The sequence below is a fragment of the Streptomyces sp. NPDC041068 genome (assembly GCF_040647455.1).
In the GTDB taxonomy this organism is placed as follows: Bacteria; Actinomycetota; Actinomycetes; order Streptomycetales; family Streptomycetaceae; genus Streptomyces.
Genome location: NZ_JBEZCG010000027.1, coordinates 1 through 19132 on the forward strand (window position 1 = coordinate 1; position 19132 = coordinate 19132).

The 19132-nt window shown below is 64.7% G+C and carries 8 protein-coding genes; 4 read left to right on the forward strand and 4 right to left on the reverse strand.

All coding sequences use genetic code 11. The features are described 5' to 3' along the window. The first annotated feature begins 68 nt into the window (after positions 1 to 68). Together AB0B50_RS40790 and AB0B50_RS40795 are read left to right on the forward strand one after the other, a co-directional pair. Positions 69 to 3884, forward strand: coding sequence for a DUF6531 domain-containing protein (locus AB0B50_RS40790; protein ID WP_362341856.1), 3816 nt, complete (start codon positions 69 to 71; stop codon positions 3882 to 3884). Positions 3885 to 3897: 13 nt separating this feature from the next. Next, positions 3898 to 4527, forward strand: a complete 630-nt coding sequence (locus AB0B50_RS40795) for a hypothetical protein (RefSeq protein WP_362341857.1) — start codon at positions 3898 to 3900, stop codon at positions 4525 to 4527. Positions 4528 to 5049: 522 nt separating this feature from the next. Here the strand turns inward: AB0B50_RS40795 and AB0B50_RS40800 are convergent. The 3 genes from AB0B50_RS40800 to AB0B50_RS40810 form a co-directional block, all read right to left on the reverse strand. Further along, positions 5050 to 5451, reverse strand: coding sequence for a hypothetical protein (locus AB0B50_RS40800; protein WP_362341859.1), 402 nt, complete (start codon positions 5449 to 5451; stop codon positions 5050 to 5052). Positions 5452 to 5542: 91 nt separating this feature from the next. Further along, positions 5543 to 12082 (reverse strand): RHS repeat-associated core domain-containing protein, encoded by a 6540-nt coding sequence (locus tag AB0B50_RS40805; protein WP_362341861.1) that lies wholly within the window; start codon positions 12080 to 12082, stop codon positions 5543 to 5545. Positions 12083 to 12173: 91 nt separating this feature from the next. Next, positions 12174 to 15746 (reverse strand): LamG-like jellyroll fold domain-containing protein, encoded by a 3573-nt coding sequence (locus tag AB0B50_RS40810; RefSeq protein ID WP_362341864.1) that lies wholly within the window; start codon positions 15744 to 15746, stop codon positions 12174 to 12176. Between the two features lie 479 nt (positions 15747 to 16225). On the opposite strand from AB0B50_RS40810, the gene AB0B50_RS40815 reads away from it, so the two are divergent. Both AB0B50_RS40815 and AB0B50_RS40820 read left to right on the forward strand, forming a co-directional pair. Then, positions 16226 to 18160 (forward strand): polymorphic toxin-type HINT domain-containing protein, encoded by a 1935-nt coding sequence (locus AB0B50_RS40815; protein ID WP_362341866.1) that lies wholly within the window; start codon positions 16226 to 16228, stop codon positions 18158 to 18160. Beyond that, entirely contained in the window at positions 18150 to 18482 is a 333-nt protein-coding gene (locus AB0B50_RS40820; protein ID WP_362342050.1) for a hypothetical protein, read from the forward strand. Before AB0B50_RS40815 ends, AB0B50_RS40820 begins: the two co-directional genes overlap by 11 nt. Here AB0B50_RS40820 and AB0B50_RS40825 read toward each other — a convergent pair. After that, positions 18388 to 19131 (reverse strand): hypothetical protein, encoded by a 744-nt coding sequence (locus tag AB0B50_RS40825; protein WP_362341869.1) that lies wholly within the window; start codon positions 19129 to 19131, stop codon positions 18388 to 18390. The genes AB0B50_RS40820 and AB0B50_RS40825 overlap by 95 nt on opposite strands. Between the last annotated feature and the right edge of the window lies 1 nt (position 19132).

The following is a 19132-nucleotide window of genomic DNA, read 5'->3' on the forward strand; positions in this document are numbered from 1 at the left end:
AGCGGGCGCTGAAGGCCCTCGGGGAGATCAAGACGATCGCCAAGGCAGGCAAACTCGCGGGCGAGGGCATGAAGTTCGCGGCCTTCGACGCGTTGCTGCAGGATCCGGGAACGTTCAAGGACCCGGACAAGCTGGCGGAGACCCTGGCCATGGGGGCCGCCTTCGGGGTGGGTATCGGCGGTCTGGGCAAGGTCCTCGGCAAGGGGCTGGGCAAGCTCAAGCCCAGCGAACTGGCCAAGCTAGGGCAGAAGTTGGGGCTTGATGGCTCGGGCCTGTCCCGGCTCAAGCTGCGCCCCTCGGAGTGGGAGAAGCTGCCTGCCTCCATCCGGTCCATGTTCAAGAAGTGCGACCTGGATCCGATCGACGTGGCCACCGGCGACATGCTGCTGCCACAGACCGACGTCGAACTGCCTGGCGCCCTGTCCCTGGTGCTGGAGCGGACCCACCTGTCGTCGTACCGATGGGGCGGCTGGTTCGGCCCCACCTGGGCCTCCACTCTCGACCAACGCCTACAGATCGACGAGAGCGGCATCATCTATGCCGCACCCGACGGCGCCCGGTTGACGTACTCATTCCCCACCCCTGGAAGAAGCGATCCTGTCTACCCCGGGCTCGGTCCCCGAATACCCCTGACTTGGGACGCCGATGTCGACGGCGGCCTGCGTCTCACCGACCCCGACACCGGGCACGCATACGTCTTCCACTCCCCGCATCCGGTCAACGACGGGCAGGCGGTCGATCTGCCCCTCCAGGCGATCGTGGACCGCAACGGTCAGCGGATCACCATCCACTACACCGCCGATGGCATCCCGGAGGAAGTCGCCCACTGCGGCGGATACCGCATCGCTGTCGACCACCACCGCGACCTGCCCCGCATCTCCGCTCTTCGTCTGCTCGACCCGGCGCAACCTGAAAGCCGAGGAACAGTCCTTGTCTCCTTCAGCTACAACGCCCAGGGCGACCTGACCGAGGTCACCAACTCCTCCGGCCTACCCACCCGGTTCACCTATGACGCCGAGGGCCGCATCACCACGTGGACCGACCGCAACGACACCACATACGCGTACACCTACGACCACCAAGGCCGAGTTGTCCACACCGAGGGAAGCGACGGCTTCCTCTCCGGAACCCTTGCCTACGACGAAGCCACACGCACTACCGCAGTCACCAACTCCCTCGGCCACTCCACTCGTTACGAGCACAATGAAGCCCTGCGCCTGATCCGCAAGACCGACCCGCTCGGGCACACCATGCTCCAGGAATGGGACACCGAGCACCGGCTCACCGCGATCACCGACGCCCTCGGCCACACCACCCGCTACACCTACGACGAGCAAGGCCGGATCACCTCCGTACGACATCCGGATGGAGGTGAAACACGCACGGAGTACAACGAGTTCGGGCTGCCGACGACGGTCAGCGAGCCTGATGGCGCCCAGTGGCATCACACCTACGACGTCCACGGCAACCGCACGCAGCTGACCGACCCGACCGCGGCCACCACTCGCTACTCCTTCGCAGCAGCGGGCCATCTCACCAGTGTCACCGATGCCCTGGGCAACACGCTGCGGATACGTCCCAATGCAGCTGGCCTCCCGGTCGAGATCACCGACCCGCTCGGCGCCCGCATCACCTATGAGCGCGACCCGTTCGGTCGACCCGTTACCCTGACCGACCCGCTGGGTGCGGTAACCCGCCTGGCCTGGACGGTGGAGGGCAACCTCGCCTCCCGCACCGCCCCAGACGGCGCCCGTGAGTCATGGGAGTATGACGGTGAGGGCAACTGCACCAAACACACCGATGTGCTGGGTGGCATCTCACACTTCGAATACACACACTTCGACCTGCTTGCCGCCCGCACCGGCCCCGACGGCGTGCGCTACACCTTCACGCATGACACGGAACTCCGGCTCACCCAGGTCACCAACCCACACGGCGCCACCTGGAGATACACCTTCGACCCCGCGGGCCGCCTGGTCGGCGAGACGGACTTCGACGACTGTTCCCTCGCCTACACCCATGATGCGGCAGGCCGCCTCACCACCAGGACCACCCCGGCCGGACAGACCATCCGCTATGAACGCGACCCGATGGGCCGGACGCTCACCAAGGATGCGGACGGCATCACCGTCTACACCTACGACGTTGCAGGCCGACTGATGGAGGCCAACGGCTCCGACGTCGCGCTGAACCGTTGCTACGACGCAGCAGGTCGTCTGCTGGCCGAAACCGTCAACGGCCGCACGACCACCTATGCGTACGACCCTCTGGGACGCCCTGCTTCCCGCACCACCCCCACTGGCGCGACCAGCACCTACGCTTACGACGCCGCCGGGAACCGCACCCATCTGACCACCGCAGGCCGCACCCTCGCTTCCGAGCACGACGCGGCCGGACGCGAACTGTCCCGCCGTATCGGCGAACGTCTCACCCTGGCCAGCACCTTCGCCCCCCTCGGCCGCCTGACGAATCACACCGTCACCCATGCCACCGGCGTCACGATCCAGCAGCGCACCTACACCTACCGGGCCGATGGCTCTCCGACCGCCGTCGACGACCAGCTCAACGGTTCCCGCCGCTTCGAGCTCGACGCAGCGGGTCGTGTCACCGCGGTTCACGCCACCGACTGGGCCGAAACCTATGCCTACGACGAGGCCGGCAACCAAACCCACGCCACCTGGCCCTTCACTCAATTCGATCAGGAGGCCATCGGACCACGTACCTACACCGGCACCCGCATCACCCGCGCCGGTCAGGTCCGCTACGAACACGATGCCGCCGGACGTATTACTCTGCGCCAGAAGCGCCGCCTATCCCGGAAACCGGACACATGGCGCTACACCTGGGACACAGAAGACCACTTGGTGTCGGTAGTCACCCCGGACGGCACCCTCTGGCGCTACACCTACGACCCGCTCGGCCGACGCACAGCCAAACTCCAGATAGCGGCCGACGGGGAAACGGTCGTCGAGCGCACCGACTTCACCTGGGACGGCACCACCCTCTGCGAGCAGACCACCACCTCTGCAAAGCTGCCGAACCCAGTCACCCTCACCTGGGACCACCAGGGCATGCGCCCGGTCGCCCAGACGGAACGCCTCACCGCGGCCGACGCACCCCAGCACGAGATCGACTCGCGTTTCTTCGCGATCGTCACCGACCTCGTGGGCACCCCCACCGAGCTCGTAGATGAAACAGGAGACATCGCCTGGCGCACTCGCACCACCCTCTGGGGGGCAACCAGTTGGGAGTCGACCAGCACCGCCTACACCCCGCTCCGATTCCCTGGCCAGTACTTCGACCCAGAGACACATCTCAACTACAACTACTTTCGCCATTACGACCCCGAAACCGCCCGCTACCTCACCCCCGACCCCCTAGGGCTGACGCCGGCGCCAAACGCGTGCACCTACGTCAGAAATCCATTCGTATGGATCGATCCACTGGGCCTCGCACCCTGCAGCCCGGGAACACAGCAGGATGCACTCCTAGCCCTGGACCGTGCTGAAGAGCTGCAGGCCATTCGGAATGACTACTGGCTGGCCGACGTCAAGGGAACCACCTCGGTTATCGGGGTATTTAATTCCGAGACGAAGCAATACAGCAAACGAATCGGCATTAATGGTGATGGTCCTATGCCTAGCGCCTGGAAATTGCGAGAGGGTGAGACATTCGTGCGCGCTCCCGGGCATGCCGAGGAGGGTATACTCAAGTCTCTGGGCCCCAACGAGCACGCCGTTTACGGGGCAGCTTCGCGAAACTTCTGCAACGCCATATGCCTGCCGCAGATACGCGCGCTAGGTGTAGAAGTAGGAGGGCAGGGGATTCGCGGCCACATGTCGAAGAATTCGCCTTACACGCTGCTCTGGGACAAGGGAGACTAAGTTGACTCGCAATGTGGAGACCTATTCCGCACTTCACGATATCCCGAGAAATTTCCTTGTAGGATTCTGCCTTTCCTGCGCGGAGCGCGGCAGCGGAGTTTTCTCCGCCCTTGCCGATGAATCGGACGCCGAATGGTTCTCCTACATCCTCGACAGCGCCTGGAAGGCTCCGCTCGGCGAAGTAGAGGAGGAGGAGCTCCTGGAAATCCTGGAGGAGTTCGAGGTGAGGGCAGAGTCATTTGAGGCTGATGATCCGGGAACCAAGGGGTTCTCCATCCTCCAGTCTGCGATGCTCGCAGCCAACGCGATCGCCGTTTTCATGAATCCGGCTCCTTCGCGGGCTGAGATGTCCGGCCAGACTCTCGAAACGATTCTCGGCAGCTTCGACTTCAAGCTCAGCGGAAGTAGAATCGCCATGGTCGGAGCAGGGGAGGAAGAAGCAGTTGGACGACTCCAGCAACTGGAACAGGATGCCCAGAATGCCTTCGTGGCCTCCATCAGGAGCTTGAACAGCGACCAGGTGGAAGCTGGGCTCACGAGAGCATTCCTGGAAGACCTGCGTGTATCATGCATCCAAGTTCATGACGAGTTCAAACTGGCCACCGCATCTGTCGCTGAACTCACTGGATGGAACGAGGAATGACGCTCCTTGTCGACTGATTCCATGCTCAGTGCGCCTATTTTATCCAGCGTTTCCGCAGATCAGTAGGGCGCGCACGGCGGCAACGGCCCGTCTGATGCGTTTCGTTGCATGCCGAGCCCTACGGAATACGCGGCACGGTGAGGTTTTCTCAGGGGCCATCGCCATTCGTTTTTGAGGTCGAGGTGGCTGTCCGGCTCGCAGGTCTCGATGAGGTGGACCTTGTAGCTGTCCCAGAAAGTGCCGCGCTTCGCGCTTCCTCGCGCTTCGGTGTCGTAAAGCGTGACCAGCCGTTCCGACGGAGGGGCGTCCGACCTGTGCAGGGCCGACAGCATTCTCAACCCGTCGGCGCCGATTTAGATCAGCTTGGCCTGTTTGGTTTTCCCCTTGGCAGGCGGGTGTCTTCGAACCGGATCGCGTACCAGTCGAATCAGTCGGACGGCAGGCAGCCAGCCCAGAGATTTGGACGCCCGCTCGCTTCGTGAGGCCGATAGCAGTGCTGGTTGACGATAGGACTGGCGTTCTTTAGCGCAGCCCGAGGGCTTTTCCGTAGGTGGCGATGCCTTCCTCCGAGCCCATCTTATACCTCTTCATGACTCGCTGAATTGGCCAGATGACGGCTCCGTCAGGCAGATGCAAGGAGGTGTTTCCCTTGGCGCTGGGATTGTTCTCGTCTGGCCTCCACTCGCCGCCTACCTGCCGCCTGATGGTTTCCCCTACGTAAGCTCCGAGTGAGAAGATTTTCATGCCAAGCTGCTCTTCCAGAAGGCCACCGGGGCGAGGCTCTCCGTCCTGAGAATGGTCATCGAAGAATCGGTCGATTTCGGCCAAGCTTTGGGGTGTGAAGTCGGCCGAGTAGGAAGAGTATTGCAAGGCGTCAGCGATCCAGCTGGAGAGCTCTGCGATTTCTTCAAAAATTTCGGGCATGAATGCACTTCCTTTTCTTTAGTTTAATTCTTTGTCGGTTTAAAGCGAGGGGGGTGAGGGATACCCCTCACCCCCCTGTGAGTCTACCCCGTCACTCCACTTCTGTGATGATCACGGTGACTCCGCGTGCCACTGCGCTCTTCTTGACGTCGTTGAGTGTGGAAAGTTGCGCTTTTGATGCAGTGGTGGGGATTCCGATCTCAAGATTCCTATTCTTGATATCTGCCCCCCTCACCGTGGTGCCGCTGTAGGAGCCCCCATTGTAGTTCTCCATCTTCTTTACGTAGCCGTTTGCGGTACTCTTCAGCTTGGATGTCTTCTGGTAGGATTTTGCGCTTGTGTCGATCGTCTTGATGCTCGTTGCTGTGCCGGTGGATGCGTCCCATTTATCGATTGTGGGGAAGTTGTTTGGTAGATTTCCGCCAAACATGTCCTCAATCTCGAATCCTCTTTTGTCGGGGGAAAGCTCCCATGGGCTCGACTTGCCGGAAAACCCCTTGAGGAGCTTCTTGCTCATGCCCCGGAAGAGTCCGGTAATTCCCGCAATCACGCTGCTGACCTCAACCGCGGCCGCACCGGCGTCGTTTGCCTTGTTGTCCCCGTCGAGTCCGTGTCCCTTGACGAAGTCGTCCCACGCGTCCCGTGAAGGGCTGCAGTCGCCGAAGATCCAGCAGGAAGGTGTGAGTTTGACGCCGAGGTCGAGCGAGTCGCTCAGGACATTTCCGCCACCCCGGATCCCGCCCTTGACGAGGTCCTTCCAGGTTCCCTGGGCGCGAGGGTCGGCGGGTTCGACGTTGGTGTTGCAGCCGGGTTTGTAGGCGGGGTAGCTGGAGCTGCAGTCGGGTCCTCCGCCACCGCTGCTGCCGCCGTAGCCGCCGCCTCCGCCGTAGTTGGCGCTGCCCATGGTGCTCATGCCGCCGGAGCCGCCGCCTCCGCCACCGCCGCCGAACACCATGTTGATCACAGGGATGACGACGGACGTGATGATGCCGACGAGGCCGATGAGACCGCCGAGGAATTTGCCGTCGGGGTCGGAGAAGGAGACGGGGTTGTTGTTGCTGTAGGCGTAGCCGTTGATCTGTTGCGGGTCTTTGAGGTCCGCGATGGGGTCGACGCTGATGAAGCGTCCGGTGGATGCGTCGTAGTCGCGGGCGCCCAGGTGGGTCAGGCCGGTGGGGTCCTGTGTGCCGCCGACGAAGCCCTTGTCACCTGTCCAGGATTTCGGGTCGGTGCCGCGCTGCTCTCCGAAGGGAGTCATCTGGCGGCGGGTGACGGCCTGGGTGGAGGCGTTGATCTGGAGACTGGCTGTGCCGTTGTGGTCGCTGGTGACCCAGGTCAGTGCGGACGGGGTGCGTACGGCGACGGTCTTGCCGCCGTGGCTGTAGTAGCGGGTTGCCTCGACCTTGCCGGTCGCTTTGGCCAGGCGGAGTTCGGTTTCGCCGAGGTAGAGGGTGGTGCCGCTCTTGTCACGACGGATGAGGCGGTTGCCGTCGGCGTCGTTGAGGAACTCGGTGGTGCTGTCGTCGGCTTCGGTGACCTTGGCGAGGCTGCCTTCGGTGCTCCAGTCCAGGGACTGCTTCTTGCCGTCGAGGGTGCGGGTCTCCGTGTTTCCGGCGGCGTCGTAGGTGTAGTGGTTGGTGACCGTCTTGCCGTCGGTCTTCGTCTCGGTGGACGCGACAGCGTGAGGGCGCGGCTGGTCGGCAGTCTTGTAGGTGTAGTTGGTGGTGGCTGCGCCCCCGCGGGCGAGATGGTCGGTGGCCGTCTTGCGGTTGCCGGCGCTGTCGTAGGTGAACGACTGCCAGTACGGGGCCGAGCCACCGGTGTTGCTTGTGGTGGGGTCGGTGGAGCAGTCGCCGCTCGCGGTCCAGGCTTCCTTCAGACGGCGATGGCTGTCATAGCGGAAGCACTGCTTGTCGTCGGGGCTGGTGGCCTTGTCCTCGATCTGGAGGGGGTTGCCGGCCGGGTCGTACTGGTAGAAGACGTCGGAGTCGGTGCCCGGGTTGGACTCGGACTTGACGGTCTGTCGGGCCAGGCGCTTGGTGCCGTCCTCGTACGAGGTGTTGATCTCAGTCCACTTGGCGGTGGAGGAGGTACCGAGCGTGGTGCGGATCTGTTCGCCTGCGGGCAGGTAGTCGGTGTTCTGGACGATGCCGGTCAGCCCCTTGAGGGTGTCCGGCAGGCGCTGCTCGGTGTAGCCGTAGTCCAGGACTTCGGCATCCAGTCCGCCCATCGCGGGGATGGTGCGCTTTTGGAGGGTGCCGTCGAGGTTGTAGGCGTTGCTGACGGTGAAGGTGCCGGTGCCCGCGAGTGCGCCCTCGCTCTTGGGGACGGTGTACTGCTCCTTGAGGGGGCGGTACAGCTTGTCGTAGGACGCGTTGGTGGTGGCGTAGACGTCTCCGCTCTTGCCGCCGACATAGCGGATCGCCGACGTCAGGTGCCCCTTGGCGATGGAGTCGTAGGTCCAGCGGGCCAGGTATTTGGAGTCGTCCGGCGCGGGCTTGCCGTCGACGACGGGCACGGCGCCGTCGAGACGCCCGGTGGGGCGCCCGATCAGGTCGTAGGTGAACCCGAGGGTCTTGCCGCGGGCGTCGGTGGTGGATTCGACCTGGTCGAGGTCGTTGTAAGTCGTCTTGCTGTGGCCGGAGTCGGGGTCGTGGATGTCAGTCTTGCGGCCCAGGAAGTCGTAGGAGTACTTCCAGGTGTTGCCGTCGTCGTCGGTGACCTTGGTCAGCCGGTCGGCATGGTCGTAGTCGTAGTTGAGCTTGGTGGACGGACTTTCGGCGGAGTTGCCTTCGTGTTCCTGCTTCTGGACGACGCGTCCGCGCGCGTCGGCGGTCTCGGTGACCGCGGACGCTCCCGCAGGGGGTTCGACGGTGCTGGAGCTGCCCTTGTAGGTGGTCTTGGTGCGGGAGAACTCCTTGCCGAGGGCGAGGGTCTTCTCCACGACCGGGCGACCGGCGCCGTCGTAGGTCGTCTCGGTGCCGGCGGGCGGAGACGTGAGGAGGGTGGCGAGCTTGCTCTCGGGCGCGGTGGTGTCGATGTAGTCGGCTGATGTGGAGACTTCGAGACCGCGGGTGTCGTACTTCGTCTCGGTGATCACGCGGCCGTTGCCGGTTGCCGCTGGGACCTGGCTCTGGCGGGGGCGGAGCAGCGCGTCGTAGATCGCGTACGAGGTCTGGTAGCTGCTGCCGTCGTTGTTGAGGGACTTGGTGGCTACCCAGGACGCGGCGGTGTTCTGGACCTTGTACTCGAATTTCTTGCTGGGCGTCTTGCCGGCGGCGCGGTCGCGATCGGCGAGCCAGACATCGGTGAGCCGGCCCAGGCTGTCGTAGGCCAGTTCGGTGCGGTTGCCGTTGGGGTCGGTGCTCGCGACGTTGACGCCCCAGTCGGGGTTGAGCTCGGTGGTGACCGTGTGGTCGAGGGCGTTTTTCTCGACGGTCTTGGTCAGCGGACCACCGCCGGCCGGGGTGTACTCGGTGTGCTTGGTGCGGGTGCCCTTGGTGTCATAGGCGTCGGTGGGACGGCCCAGGGCGTCGTACTTGGCGGTGCTGACGGTCTGCAGCTTGGCGGTGCCGTCGGAGGTGTAGCCGGTGACGCGCTCGGTCCGGGTGGCGTCGCCCTGGGTGGGTGCCTTGCCCCACGCCTGGTCGTCGTAGGAGATACGGGCTTCGGAGACGACGTCCGTGGTCTTGGGGTCGTTGGTGCGCTGAGGAGTGGCGTCGCAGCCGACAGCGACCTTCTCCTCGCGTTTGGGCAGGGAGAGGATCCACTCCTTGGTGTTGGTGGCGTACTCGGTGACCGTGCAGTCCTTCTGGCCGCCCGCGTCCGATTCCACCTTGAGGGCCAGGCCGCTGGTGGGGTCGTACGTCGTCTTCTTGACCAGCGTCATGTCCGCCGTGCCGGGTACGGCGGTGCGGGTCACCGCGGTGGCGTTGCGCACCATGTAGGCGTGGACGGTGCCGTAGGAGTGTTTGTCGGTCGCGGTGGTCTGGGACCAGGGGGTGTTGATGGTTCCGGATACTTCGGTGCCCTCGGTGCCGTTGTACGTGATCTGCTCACGCACCTGGCCGGCGAACTGTTCGGAGTCGGTCTTGGCCGTGTTCTTGGAGTCGGTGACCGTCTCCTTGCGGGTGGTGCCGTCGGACTGTTTGTCGCCGTCCATGCCCCGGTAGTAGAGGGCGGTGGTCTTCGAACGGGTCCCCGACGCCTCGCCGGTGGTGGTGGTGACCTTCTGGTAGCCGCGCCAGATGCCCCAGGTGCGGTACTTGGCCGGTGTGATGGGCGATTCGTCGTCGTAGGCCCAGGCCCCGCCGCCGTTGTAGCTGTAGTCGGTCTGCTTCAGCGGTGCGCCGCCGGTCGGGTCCGACTCGCTGACCTGGGTGACGACGTATTTGTGGAACCAGTCGGTGCGCGGTTTGGGATCGGTGCCCGGTGTGGGATTGGACGGCGGGACCCACTTCACCGGGAAGCAGCGTCTGGTGTTGTCGTCGAGCTTGGACGGGACGTCCGAGCCTGCGACACAGTCTTCCTTGGAGTAATTGACCGTCAGGACCGACCCGGTCTCCGAGGTGACGGTGCGCACACGCCACTTGATGTACGGCGCGACGTCGTCGCCGGTCCTGTCGACGCGGTTGTGCAGCTGGACGCCACTGAACTTGACCGCGGGCAGTGAGACATCGGTGCCCGACTTTCCCGTGTGCTGGATGGACTTCAGCCACAGACCAGGATCGGAACCGTCACCGGGGTCGGGGAATGACTGCTCCAGGTGCCAGTTGTTGACGTCCCGGTAGTCGGTGTCGGCACCGGCCCCGCTGCCCTTGTAGACCTGGGTGGTGACATCGGTCAGCCGCTTGCGAGAGAAGAAGGAAGGCGACCGCTGGTCGGTGCAGGGGGTGTCGGCTTTGCAGATCAGGTCGAAGGGAACATCGGGCCAGGCGGCACGGTTGGACTGCCCCAGCGACGAGCAGTCCTCGCCGCCGGAAACGGGGATGCAGCGCTCGGCGGTGGCGAACTTGATACGCGCGGCGGCAGGCTGCGTGGTCGAGAAGATCGTGTCGGTCCGCTGCCCGTAGTCGATCCGCTTGAGGTAGCCGCCGCGGGTGTAGGCGGTGCCGTTGCCGGTCGTGCCGTTCTTGGCGTAGTAGTTCGTCTCCTTGCCGTACCAGTAGGTCATGACGTTGCCGTGCGGGTCCACGACGTAGTCGAGGTTCCACCGCCATGCCTGGGTCTTGGCACGCGAGCCGAAGGAGTCCCCGCTGGAGTAGCCCGGCTCACCGGAGTCGTCACCGAAGACGGGCACGGTCCAAACGGAGTTGGTCTCCGGCTTGCCGCTGGTCCAGCCAGGCAGCCTGTCCTTGCCGAAGACGTACTGGGTGCCGTCGGTCGACGTCACCGTCCAGTATTCGCCCTTGTCGTCGGCGTCGCCGTCATCTCCGTTGCTGGCGCCGGTGGAGCGCACCACGCGCTCGCCGTCGTCGCTCTTGGTGTGCCACTCGCCGGTCTTCTCGTCCTTGACCAGAGCGGTGGCTTTGCCGTTCAGGACGATCGAGGCGTTGTCCTCCTTCCAGCACTGGTCATACTTCTTGTCCTGGCCGTCGTCGTCGCAACTGCCGTACGAGCGCTCGATGTAGGAGATGGGCAGGTCGAAGCCGTCACCGATCCACGAGGGCTGGGAGCTGGTGGAGGAGGTGTGCCCGTCCACGCTCTGCGCCGAGTAGCCGAAGGACAGGTTCGGTGACGGACCGGCCGGAGCGGGCGGTACATCGAGCGGGTAGTTCCACGTGAAGTCGCCGTTGGAGCCACCGGCTGCCCAGGTCGCCGAGGCGGAGAGCGGGGTCGCCTCGTAGGTGCCCTGGTCCGAACCCGCACCGGCGGCTAGCGCGAGCACTGCCATCGCGGGTGCGGCAGCCTTGGCGGCAGGCGTTCGCACCTGTGCGGTGACGGTCTGCGCATCGCTGTTGTTGGAGGAGGCCACAGGGGTCGCCCGGCGGCAGATGTCCTTCTCCGGCGTGGTGATCGCGCAGGCCGGCAGCTGTACGGCGCGCAGGCGGGAGCCCCAGTTGCCGCCGTAGGCGTGAGCAAATTCGCTGTAGTCGATGGTGGTGCCGAAGTCCGCGGCCCCGGTCTTGCCATCGGCGCGCTCCAGGCTGATGACCAGGCCGTTCACGCCAAGTTTGCGGGTGGCCGTCCGATCCAGGACCGTCACCTTCGCCTTGCCGGGGGCCGGCGCTGACGCCTGCGGCGCCTTGACGCTGTGCTTAGCCGCGCGCGGCTGCGCCAGCAGCACCGGGAGATCGCCTGCCTGCGCCGGTCCCTTCGAGCCCTTGGGGAGGGTGACGGTAACGGCTTCGGTATTCGGCCAGTTGACCTTGCGCCCCGCCTGGTTGCGGGACTTCTGCGCGGCCGCGACGGTCGGGTCGTGGATCGTCTTGCCCTTGAAGGCGAACGGCTTGGCCTTGCCGTAGTCAGCCTTCTCCAGGGCGCTGTGTTCGCGTTCATACGCTTGGGCAGGTGCCGCGCCCAAGAGGGTGGCAACGATGGCCGCCGAGACAGGAAGCGAGATGGCCGCCATACGACGACGGCTGGCTCTGCTCCATGCCCATTTGTGCAGCACGGTGAGGTGCCTGGCCACGGGAAATCTCCGCATCTGGAAGTCGGGGGTGCCGGACTGCTTCCGGCACCCCCGCGGGGTTTATGAAAGGTGGGACGACGAGGCGCGTCCGCTACTCGATCGGCACCGGAGGCTCATCCACGGTGGCCAGTTGTGTGATCTCGGCCTCGGACAGCACGCCCGCGTACACACGCAGGTCATCGAACTGACCGGGCAGCAGGTTGCCGAACTCACCGGTGTCGTGGCGTCGGGCACGGCCCATCATCAGCGGGCCGGTCGGCTGGAAGGTGTCCTCGACGAGGACACCTTCCTCATCGCCCTGGCGCTCGCCGGTGACGTAGAGCTTGGCCGACTGGTTGGCCGAGTCATAGACACCGACCACATGGACCCAGCCGTCCGGCGGGTTCACTTCGTCCGATGCCATCGCGTACGCGGGACCACCGAGTGCGTCCGTGCCGAACAGCCCGAAGTTCCAGTCACCCACGCTCTGACCGGCCTCCTGCCGGTACCACAGGCGGAACGCGTTTCGCTTGGCCCCGGGATGGGCGAACAGTGTCGGCGAGTGCGCCACGGTGGTGTTCTCGAGCTTGGACTGCGCCGCCAGGTTCACCCAGCCCGCGACTGTAAAACTGCCGGAGTTGTCCAGTTCAACACCAGCCGTGGTGTGCCCCTCCACGGCTGTATCCAGTTCCACGACGTTGCCATGGGCCGGATCGTCAGTGGTGGTGAAGGCGGCCCCCGGCTTCAAATCGAGCTGATTGCCCCGGCCTGAGCTGTCGGCGCCAGTGGTACCGGACGTCTCGTCCAAGGACCAGTTGGCCAAAAGCTCTGCCTGCGGATGCCCCGTATCCGGGTTCTCGATGTTCTCCAACGCCCACAGCTCGTCGGGGAAGACGACGCGGTTGTATGCCTGTACCTGGTCGATGTCACCGGTGAATGGGCTGGAGGAGCCAGAGGCGCTCGTGAACTGCCCGACCTCGAAAGGGCCCTTGCCAGCCCAGGCGTTCGTGAAACTGCTCGTGCCTTCCAAACGGCCGTTGACGTACAGGCGCAACTCCTTCTTCTGCAGATCCTGGACACCCAGCAGATAGGTCCACGCGCCCACCACACCCGGCTTGGAGGACTTGGCGCGGTGGATGACCGTCGACTCGGAGTCCGAGTCCTGGTCGTAGCGGTTGAAGACCCACCGGTCATACGCGCTGGAGTAGTACAGCTGGAAGGCCCCGACCTTGGTGCCGTTCTGGTTGAGGACGGTGGCCGTCGAGGACCTCGAGTCGAGCTTGGCCCAAGCCGAGACCGCAAAACTCTTTGTCGTGTCGACCACAGGGCCCGGCGCGACAGCGGCTGCGGTGCCGTTGGCCTTGAAGCCACCACCGCTGCGGGCCTTGGCCGTCCACGCCGCCTTGCTCAACTCGAGGGCCTTGCCGTCGGCAGCGGAGTTGGCGGCTGTGGTGCCGCTGTTCTCATCGAACTTCCACACACCGACCGGATCGGCCGCCTTGGCGACGTTGAACAAATAGTCCGTAGTGTTTCCGGCATTCCCTGCCGCGTCGAAGGTCTGCACCCGCAGGGTGTTGGTGAGCCGCTTGTCCGGCGTCACATCGATCGTGGTGACGGGGATGTTGACGGCGAATGTCTTGCTGCCCGCCTTGACTCCGTTCAGCCACCAGTCGTAGCGCCGCACGTCGCTGGACCCCATGATCCTGAACGTGCCCGTCATACCGACACTGCCGTCCTGCGCGTCACCCTCGCAGGTATCGCCCACGCACTCGGTATAGACGCTGGAGCTGACCGTCGGCGCGGCCGGTCCATGCGTGTCAGCCCTGAAATAGCAACTGCTGGACCAAGGACCGTAGAGAGAGTCCGTCTTGCCGCCGTAGGTGTACTTGTACTCCGTGCGAGCCCGGAAACGATAAGTCGTGTTCTCCGCCAGGGAAGAGGTGACCACGGTTCCGGCCGTGCCACTGGCAGTCCACGTCGACGGCTTGAGCACGGTCGCCGTCGAACTGCCGTCCTTGTACAACTCGAAGTTGGGCCGCAATGTCGCATTCGACTTGTCCGCTGAAGTCGGTGTGGCCGTAAGCCGCGGTGTCACATCGCGGATCAGCGCGGGGCTCGACGACGCCGAGCACGACACCTTGGGGTCGGACATCTTGACGGAGGAAGGCTTGGCGTTGGGCACCGACACGTAGGTGATGGACAGGCGCGGCTTCTTTGTCGACGTCGCGTCCTTGTCGGTCGGCGACATGAACTGCTTCCACGCGATCGGGTCCGACTCGCTTGCCCGCAGCCCGAGCGTGGTCAGTGTGGCCTTCGCCTTGGCCGTGTATGCAACAGCCGGTGTGGCATCAAACTCCACATCACCGTCCCGACACGCTGACGAGTGACCCTTCGCGGCGGAGACCGTGTCCACCTCCGACTTCCACGAAGGCTGGTTCTTCCACGTGGTCGAGCTGTAGATCTGGCCCGTACGCCACAGCTCGACGTCACGCTTGTCGCAGTTCGCCGACCAGATCTCATACGCGGTGAACGTGGCGTTGAGGATCTTCTTGCCGGCAACCTTGCGCGTATCGAACTGGAACAGCGAGCGCGCCTTCTTGTTGTCCACATAGGCGTCGTAGCCCACGCCCAGCGCATGCGAGGTCTTCCAGAAGCTCGTGCCCGGAGAATCCGACCACACCGTGGTCCAACTGGTCAGCGTCGCCTTGACCGCCGGCGGGTCCAGGACGACGGGGAAGACCCGCTTCTCATCCGTCAGGAACTGCTGATCAGGAACGACCGTGAGGGCGTCGTCCGCGATCGTCACATCCATGACCTCGGTCCGGGAACCCGCACCAGCGCTCAGCGCATCAGCGGTGGGTGTCACCGCACTGGACCGCGCCACCTTGGCCGGCGACGCGGGCGTCGGCGCCGCAGCCGAGTCCCACATCAGCGCCGCACCGCTGTTCACCACCGGACGGCCCCCGGCATCGACAAAGGCGGCGGAGCCTTCCGAAGTGGCTCGGGAGGAGAGGCCCTTGGTCGTCACGGGGAACTTCACGGACTTCAGTTCCGCGTTCGCCGCCGCCTCACGAGAGTGCACCACCAGGTGATACGTGAAGCCATCGGAGCTCACCGTCACAGCGAGGTCCACGTCCGGCAATACCGATGCGTACACCGCAGTTGAGCCCTGGACCGACGGCTCCGGCAGCTTCCACGGCGAAGAGACCGCGAATTCCTTGCCATTGACGGCAACGCGGGCCAGTGGCTTGTCCTTGCCGCCACCGGACAGTTCGATGTCTTCTCCCGCTCGCGGTGCGAGCGAACCGTCCGCACGTTTCACCAGCGAGGTGTCGACGGGCACCCAGTCACCACCCTTGCGGATCCGCTCAGGCTCCGCCGACGCCTCCACCGTGAACGTGCCATCCGGATTGGCGAACAGCTGACTCGTCGCTGTCGTCAGCGACTTGACCTCAGCGCGCTTACCCGAGGACACAGCGGCACGAGACGCCTTCTGCTCCTCGGACTCAGGCGGAAGCCCGTCGTCCTCCCAGAACGCCTTACCCCGATGCGCGGCATCGGCCGGATCGCGCGAGGCGCCCTCTGCAGCCTCCGCCCGCTCACTGCCGACGTCTGCCGCCGAGGCCGGACTCATCGCCGCCTCGCACGTAACCCCGGCAAGCGCGAGCAACGCCGCGACTGTCACCCCCCGTGCCGCTCCCCAACGGCACCTCCGCCATTCCATGTCCCACCACATTCTGAGAATTCAATGAAGATCTAGATCGGAATGTGAAGGTATCCGGCGGCTGTGGTCTGGACCAGGTGTCACCTTGCGGGCAGATAGTGGCAAACCATGCCTTGAGGTCACCCAGGTCATATGGCATGGATCACGGTTGCCTGGGAGTTGGGCTCGAATCCGCAACGACACCATCGCTCTGTCGCCGATCCGTGAAGATTCTGGCCGCCCGGCGAGGCCCGGGACCGGCAACGCGACGCGCCATCGGGCAACGCGCCGAGGTCGGTAGCCCTGGCCCTCGGGCGAACGCGCATGCCCCTGAGTGGATACGGAGGTTGAGGATGTGATGCCCCGGAATGTCGTGGTGTTAGCGTACATACCGGTAAACCTGGCGGGTACCTGTCAGGAACGACTCGGGGGTTCACATCGTCATGGGGTGTTGCGCCCCCATGACCAAGGGACTTATGAACCACCGATTCACCACCAGGATGGTCACGCTCGTGACCGCCCTGTGCCTGTCGTTTGCTACCGCCGTGGGAGCGGGCAGTACGGCCGTCGCCGCGGAGAAGAAGCCGCAGAGCCTCATAGGAATCGCCGAGAGGATCTCCCACTACGCAAAGTGCGACGATCTGAAGCTCGTCGAAAAGGTCACCTGCCTGCGGGAGTTCGCACGTAAGGCCGTCGTGGCCGGCGCAGGCACGGCCTTGTTCCTCTATGGAACGCAAGCGGCGATGAAGGACGACGGCGCCCGGTTCAAAGCGCTGAACAAAGAGCTGAGCGCGCTGGGCAAGCTGAAGTTCGCCGAGCTCGAAGACCCCTCGATCACGTCCGACCCGAAGGAGCAGGAGCGGATCCTGACCCAGGCGGTCAAGACCGCCCGGGCCGCGAAGCCGCACCTCGTCAACCTCGGATCGAACATCGCCAAGGCCGACGAGATCATGGGCACGACGCAAGACTCGCTCTTCCTGCTGAGTGTCCTCACCGTCATCGTCGGTGACTACGGCTTCCCGCCGGGGAGGGAAGTCAAGCCAGTCAAGGGCACCACCGACTGGGACAAGGAGCTCAGGGAGCTCAACGCGGCGTTCGACCAGATGAACAAGGGCTTCGCCCAGATGGACCGCGGCCTGAAGACGATGAACGCAGGCGTCACCGAGGTCAACCGGGGCCTGGCCAAGGCCAACAAGGGGATCGCCAAGGCCAACAAGGGCATGAAGGAGATGAACTCCGGCATCGCCCAGGCCAACCGGGGCATGACGGCCGCGAACAAGCACGTCCCCGGAATCAAGAAGGGCGCCGAAAAGCTCACCTCTGTCTCTGACATCGGCTTCGACTTCTCGCATGTCGGCGACTCCTGGGGCACAGGATCCTCCGGTCTGGACGAGGCCACGCAGATGCGCCGGATGTCCCTGTTCCTGGACCTGGTGCCGGGCATCGGTGATGGCAAGGGCATCGTCGAAGCGTTGGTCGGCAAGGACCTGGCCACCGGTGAAAAGCTCAGCGGGAAGGAGCGGGCGGTCGGTTCGCTCGCCGTCCTGCGCTGGCTCAAGGTCGGCGGCAAGGTCTTGACCGCCGACGACATCCGCAAGGCCCGCAAGGGAGGGAACGTCGGCACCGCCTGTGCGGGCAACAGCTTCCTGCCCGGCACACCCGTGCTCATGGCCGACGGTTCCGCCGTACCCATCGAGCAGGTACGGGAGGACGACCAGGTCCTCGCCACCGACCCGGCGACCGGCCGCACCGAAAGTCAGCCTGTCACGGACCTGATCGTCGGCAGCGGCGAGAAGAACCTTGTCAAGGTCGCCGTGGACGTCGACGGCGACGAGGGGGACCGCACCGCCTCGGTCACCGCGACCGACCAGCACCCCTTCTGGACCCAGAGCCTCGGTCAGTGGACCAACGCGGCTGACCTCGAGCCCGAGATGGCCTTGCAGACCGACTCGGGTGCACCCGTCCGGGTCGAAACGGTCACTTCGTGGACGGCCCCGACGGAGAAGGTCCACAACCTTGCTGTCGCCGGTGCGCACACGTACTACGTGCTGGCCGGTGACACCGCGGTCCTGGTGCACAACGCCAGCCCGTGCAAGCTCGTGACGTCCGTCGTCGGCCAGGACTCCCTGCTGTCGAAGGCCGAGCGTCAGGCCGGGAAGAATCAGACGGTCAAGCGTGACTTTGATCGACTGCTGGAGCAGCTGTCCAATGGAAACATGAATCCAGGGCTCGGCAGCAAGGCGCTGGCGGGCACCGATGTCACATACGCACGCGGCCGCAACGGCGGCCGCTTGTTCTTCCGAAACGTGGACGGCGGCATCCAGGTCGTCGCCAGGGCGGACAAGAGCAATGAGTCCAAGGTGATTGCGAGGCTGAAGCAGCTCTATGGAAAGTGACCCGCAGCACCTCGTCACGGATGACCGGTTCACCGCCCTCTTCATGCTGGGGGCGGAGGACCAGGTTGAAGACGTCGAAAACGTCGACGCCGAACTCCGTATGCCCGACGGAACGAGGTGGAGCGCCACCTTCATGACGCTTCCCGAAATCGCGAGAGTCATGGACCGCTGGAAGAAAACGGGGGAATGCGGCAGTGGTGCCTTTTTCCAGTGCCCGGACCTCGTCATCATCCCGACCGGCGGAGTGGACGCGATGATGGCGTCCTTCCGCGGAATCCTTGAATCCGGCGGCCCTGAAGGGATCTTGCCCCAGCTGGACTGACCCCAGCATGCCCTCTCCCGGTCCGGCCGAGCCCGTCAAGCCCAAGTGGCGCGCTCTGAAGGGCGTCGAGGCCCCTGTTCTTCCGCGGGCGCAGAGGGCCTCGACGCCCGCGGGACTCTGGAGGGCGTGGGTCCGCCTGCTTTCGCCTCGCTGCGTCTGTGGTGTCGTCGTCGTTCTGGCCGAAGAGGCTGTCGCGGCCATCCACGCCGTAGATGGCGTCGTTGCCGCCTTCGACGTTGTCGTCCCCGCCCAGGGCACAGGTGACGTCATCGGCATTGGTGCCGACGATGAAGTTGTCGCCGTTGGTGCCGGTGATCGTGCAGCCGTTGGCATTGTTGAACGTGGTGGTCTCAGAGGCAAAGTTGTTGCTCGTGTCGGGGCCGGGCTCGTTCGTCTGGGTGACGCCGGTCACGGTGACCGTGCCGGTGGTCGTCGGTGCCAGGGCCAGCGTGACGGTCGCGGAGGCAGAGGCGGCCAGAGTGCCCAGGTTGCAGGTGACCGGACTGTCGCATGTGCCCTGGGGCGAGGTGTACGACTGCGGCACCGCTTGGCGCTGTCCGTACCAGCCCAGCAGCGGCACGAGTCCTGCGGCGGCGAACCGAGGGGCGTATGGCCGGCAATGCACGACTCCGCACGGCACGGCCGCCATG

Excerpts from the sequence above, each read along its gene's own strand:
- AB0B50_RS40815 (WP_362341866.1), top strand. The coding sequence starts at position 16,226 with ATGACCAAGGGACTTATGAACCACCGATTCACCACCAGGATGGTCACG.
- AB0B50_RS40790 (WP_362341856.1), top strand. The coding sequence starts at position 69 with ATGAAGTTCGCGGCCTTCGACGCGTTGCTGCAGGATCCGGGAACGTTC.
- AB0B50_RS40825 (WP_362341869.1), bottom strand. The coding sequence starts at position 19,131 with ATGGCGGCCGTGCCGTGCGGAGTCGTGCATTGCCGGCCATACGCCCCT.
- AB0B50_RS40820 (WP_362342050.1), top strand. The coding sequence starts at position 18,150 with ATGGAAAGTGACCCGCAGCACCTCGTCACGGATGACCGGTTCACCGCC.
- AB0B50_RS40800 (WP_362341859.1), bottom strand. The coding sequence starts at position 5,451 with ATGCCCGAAATTTTTGAAGAAATCGCAGAGCTCTCCAGCTGGATCGCT.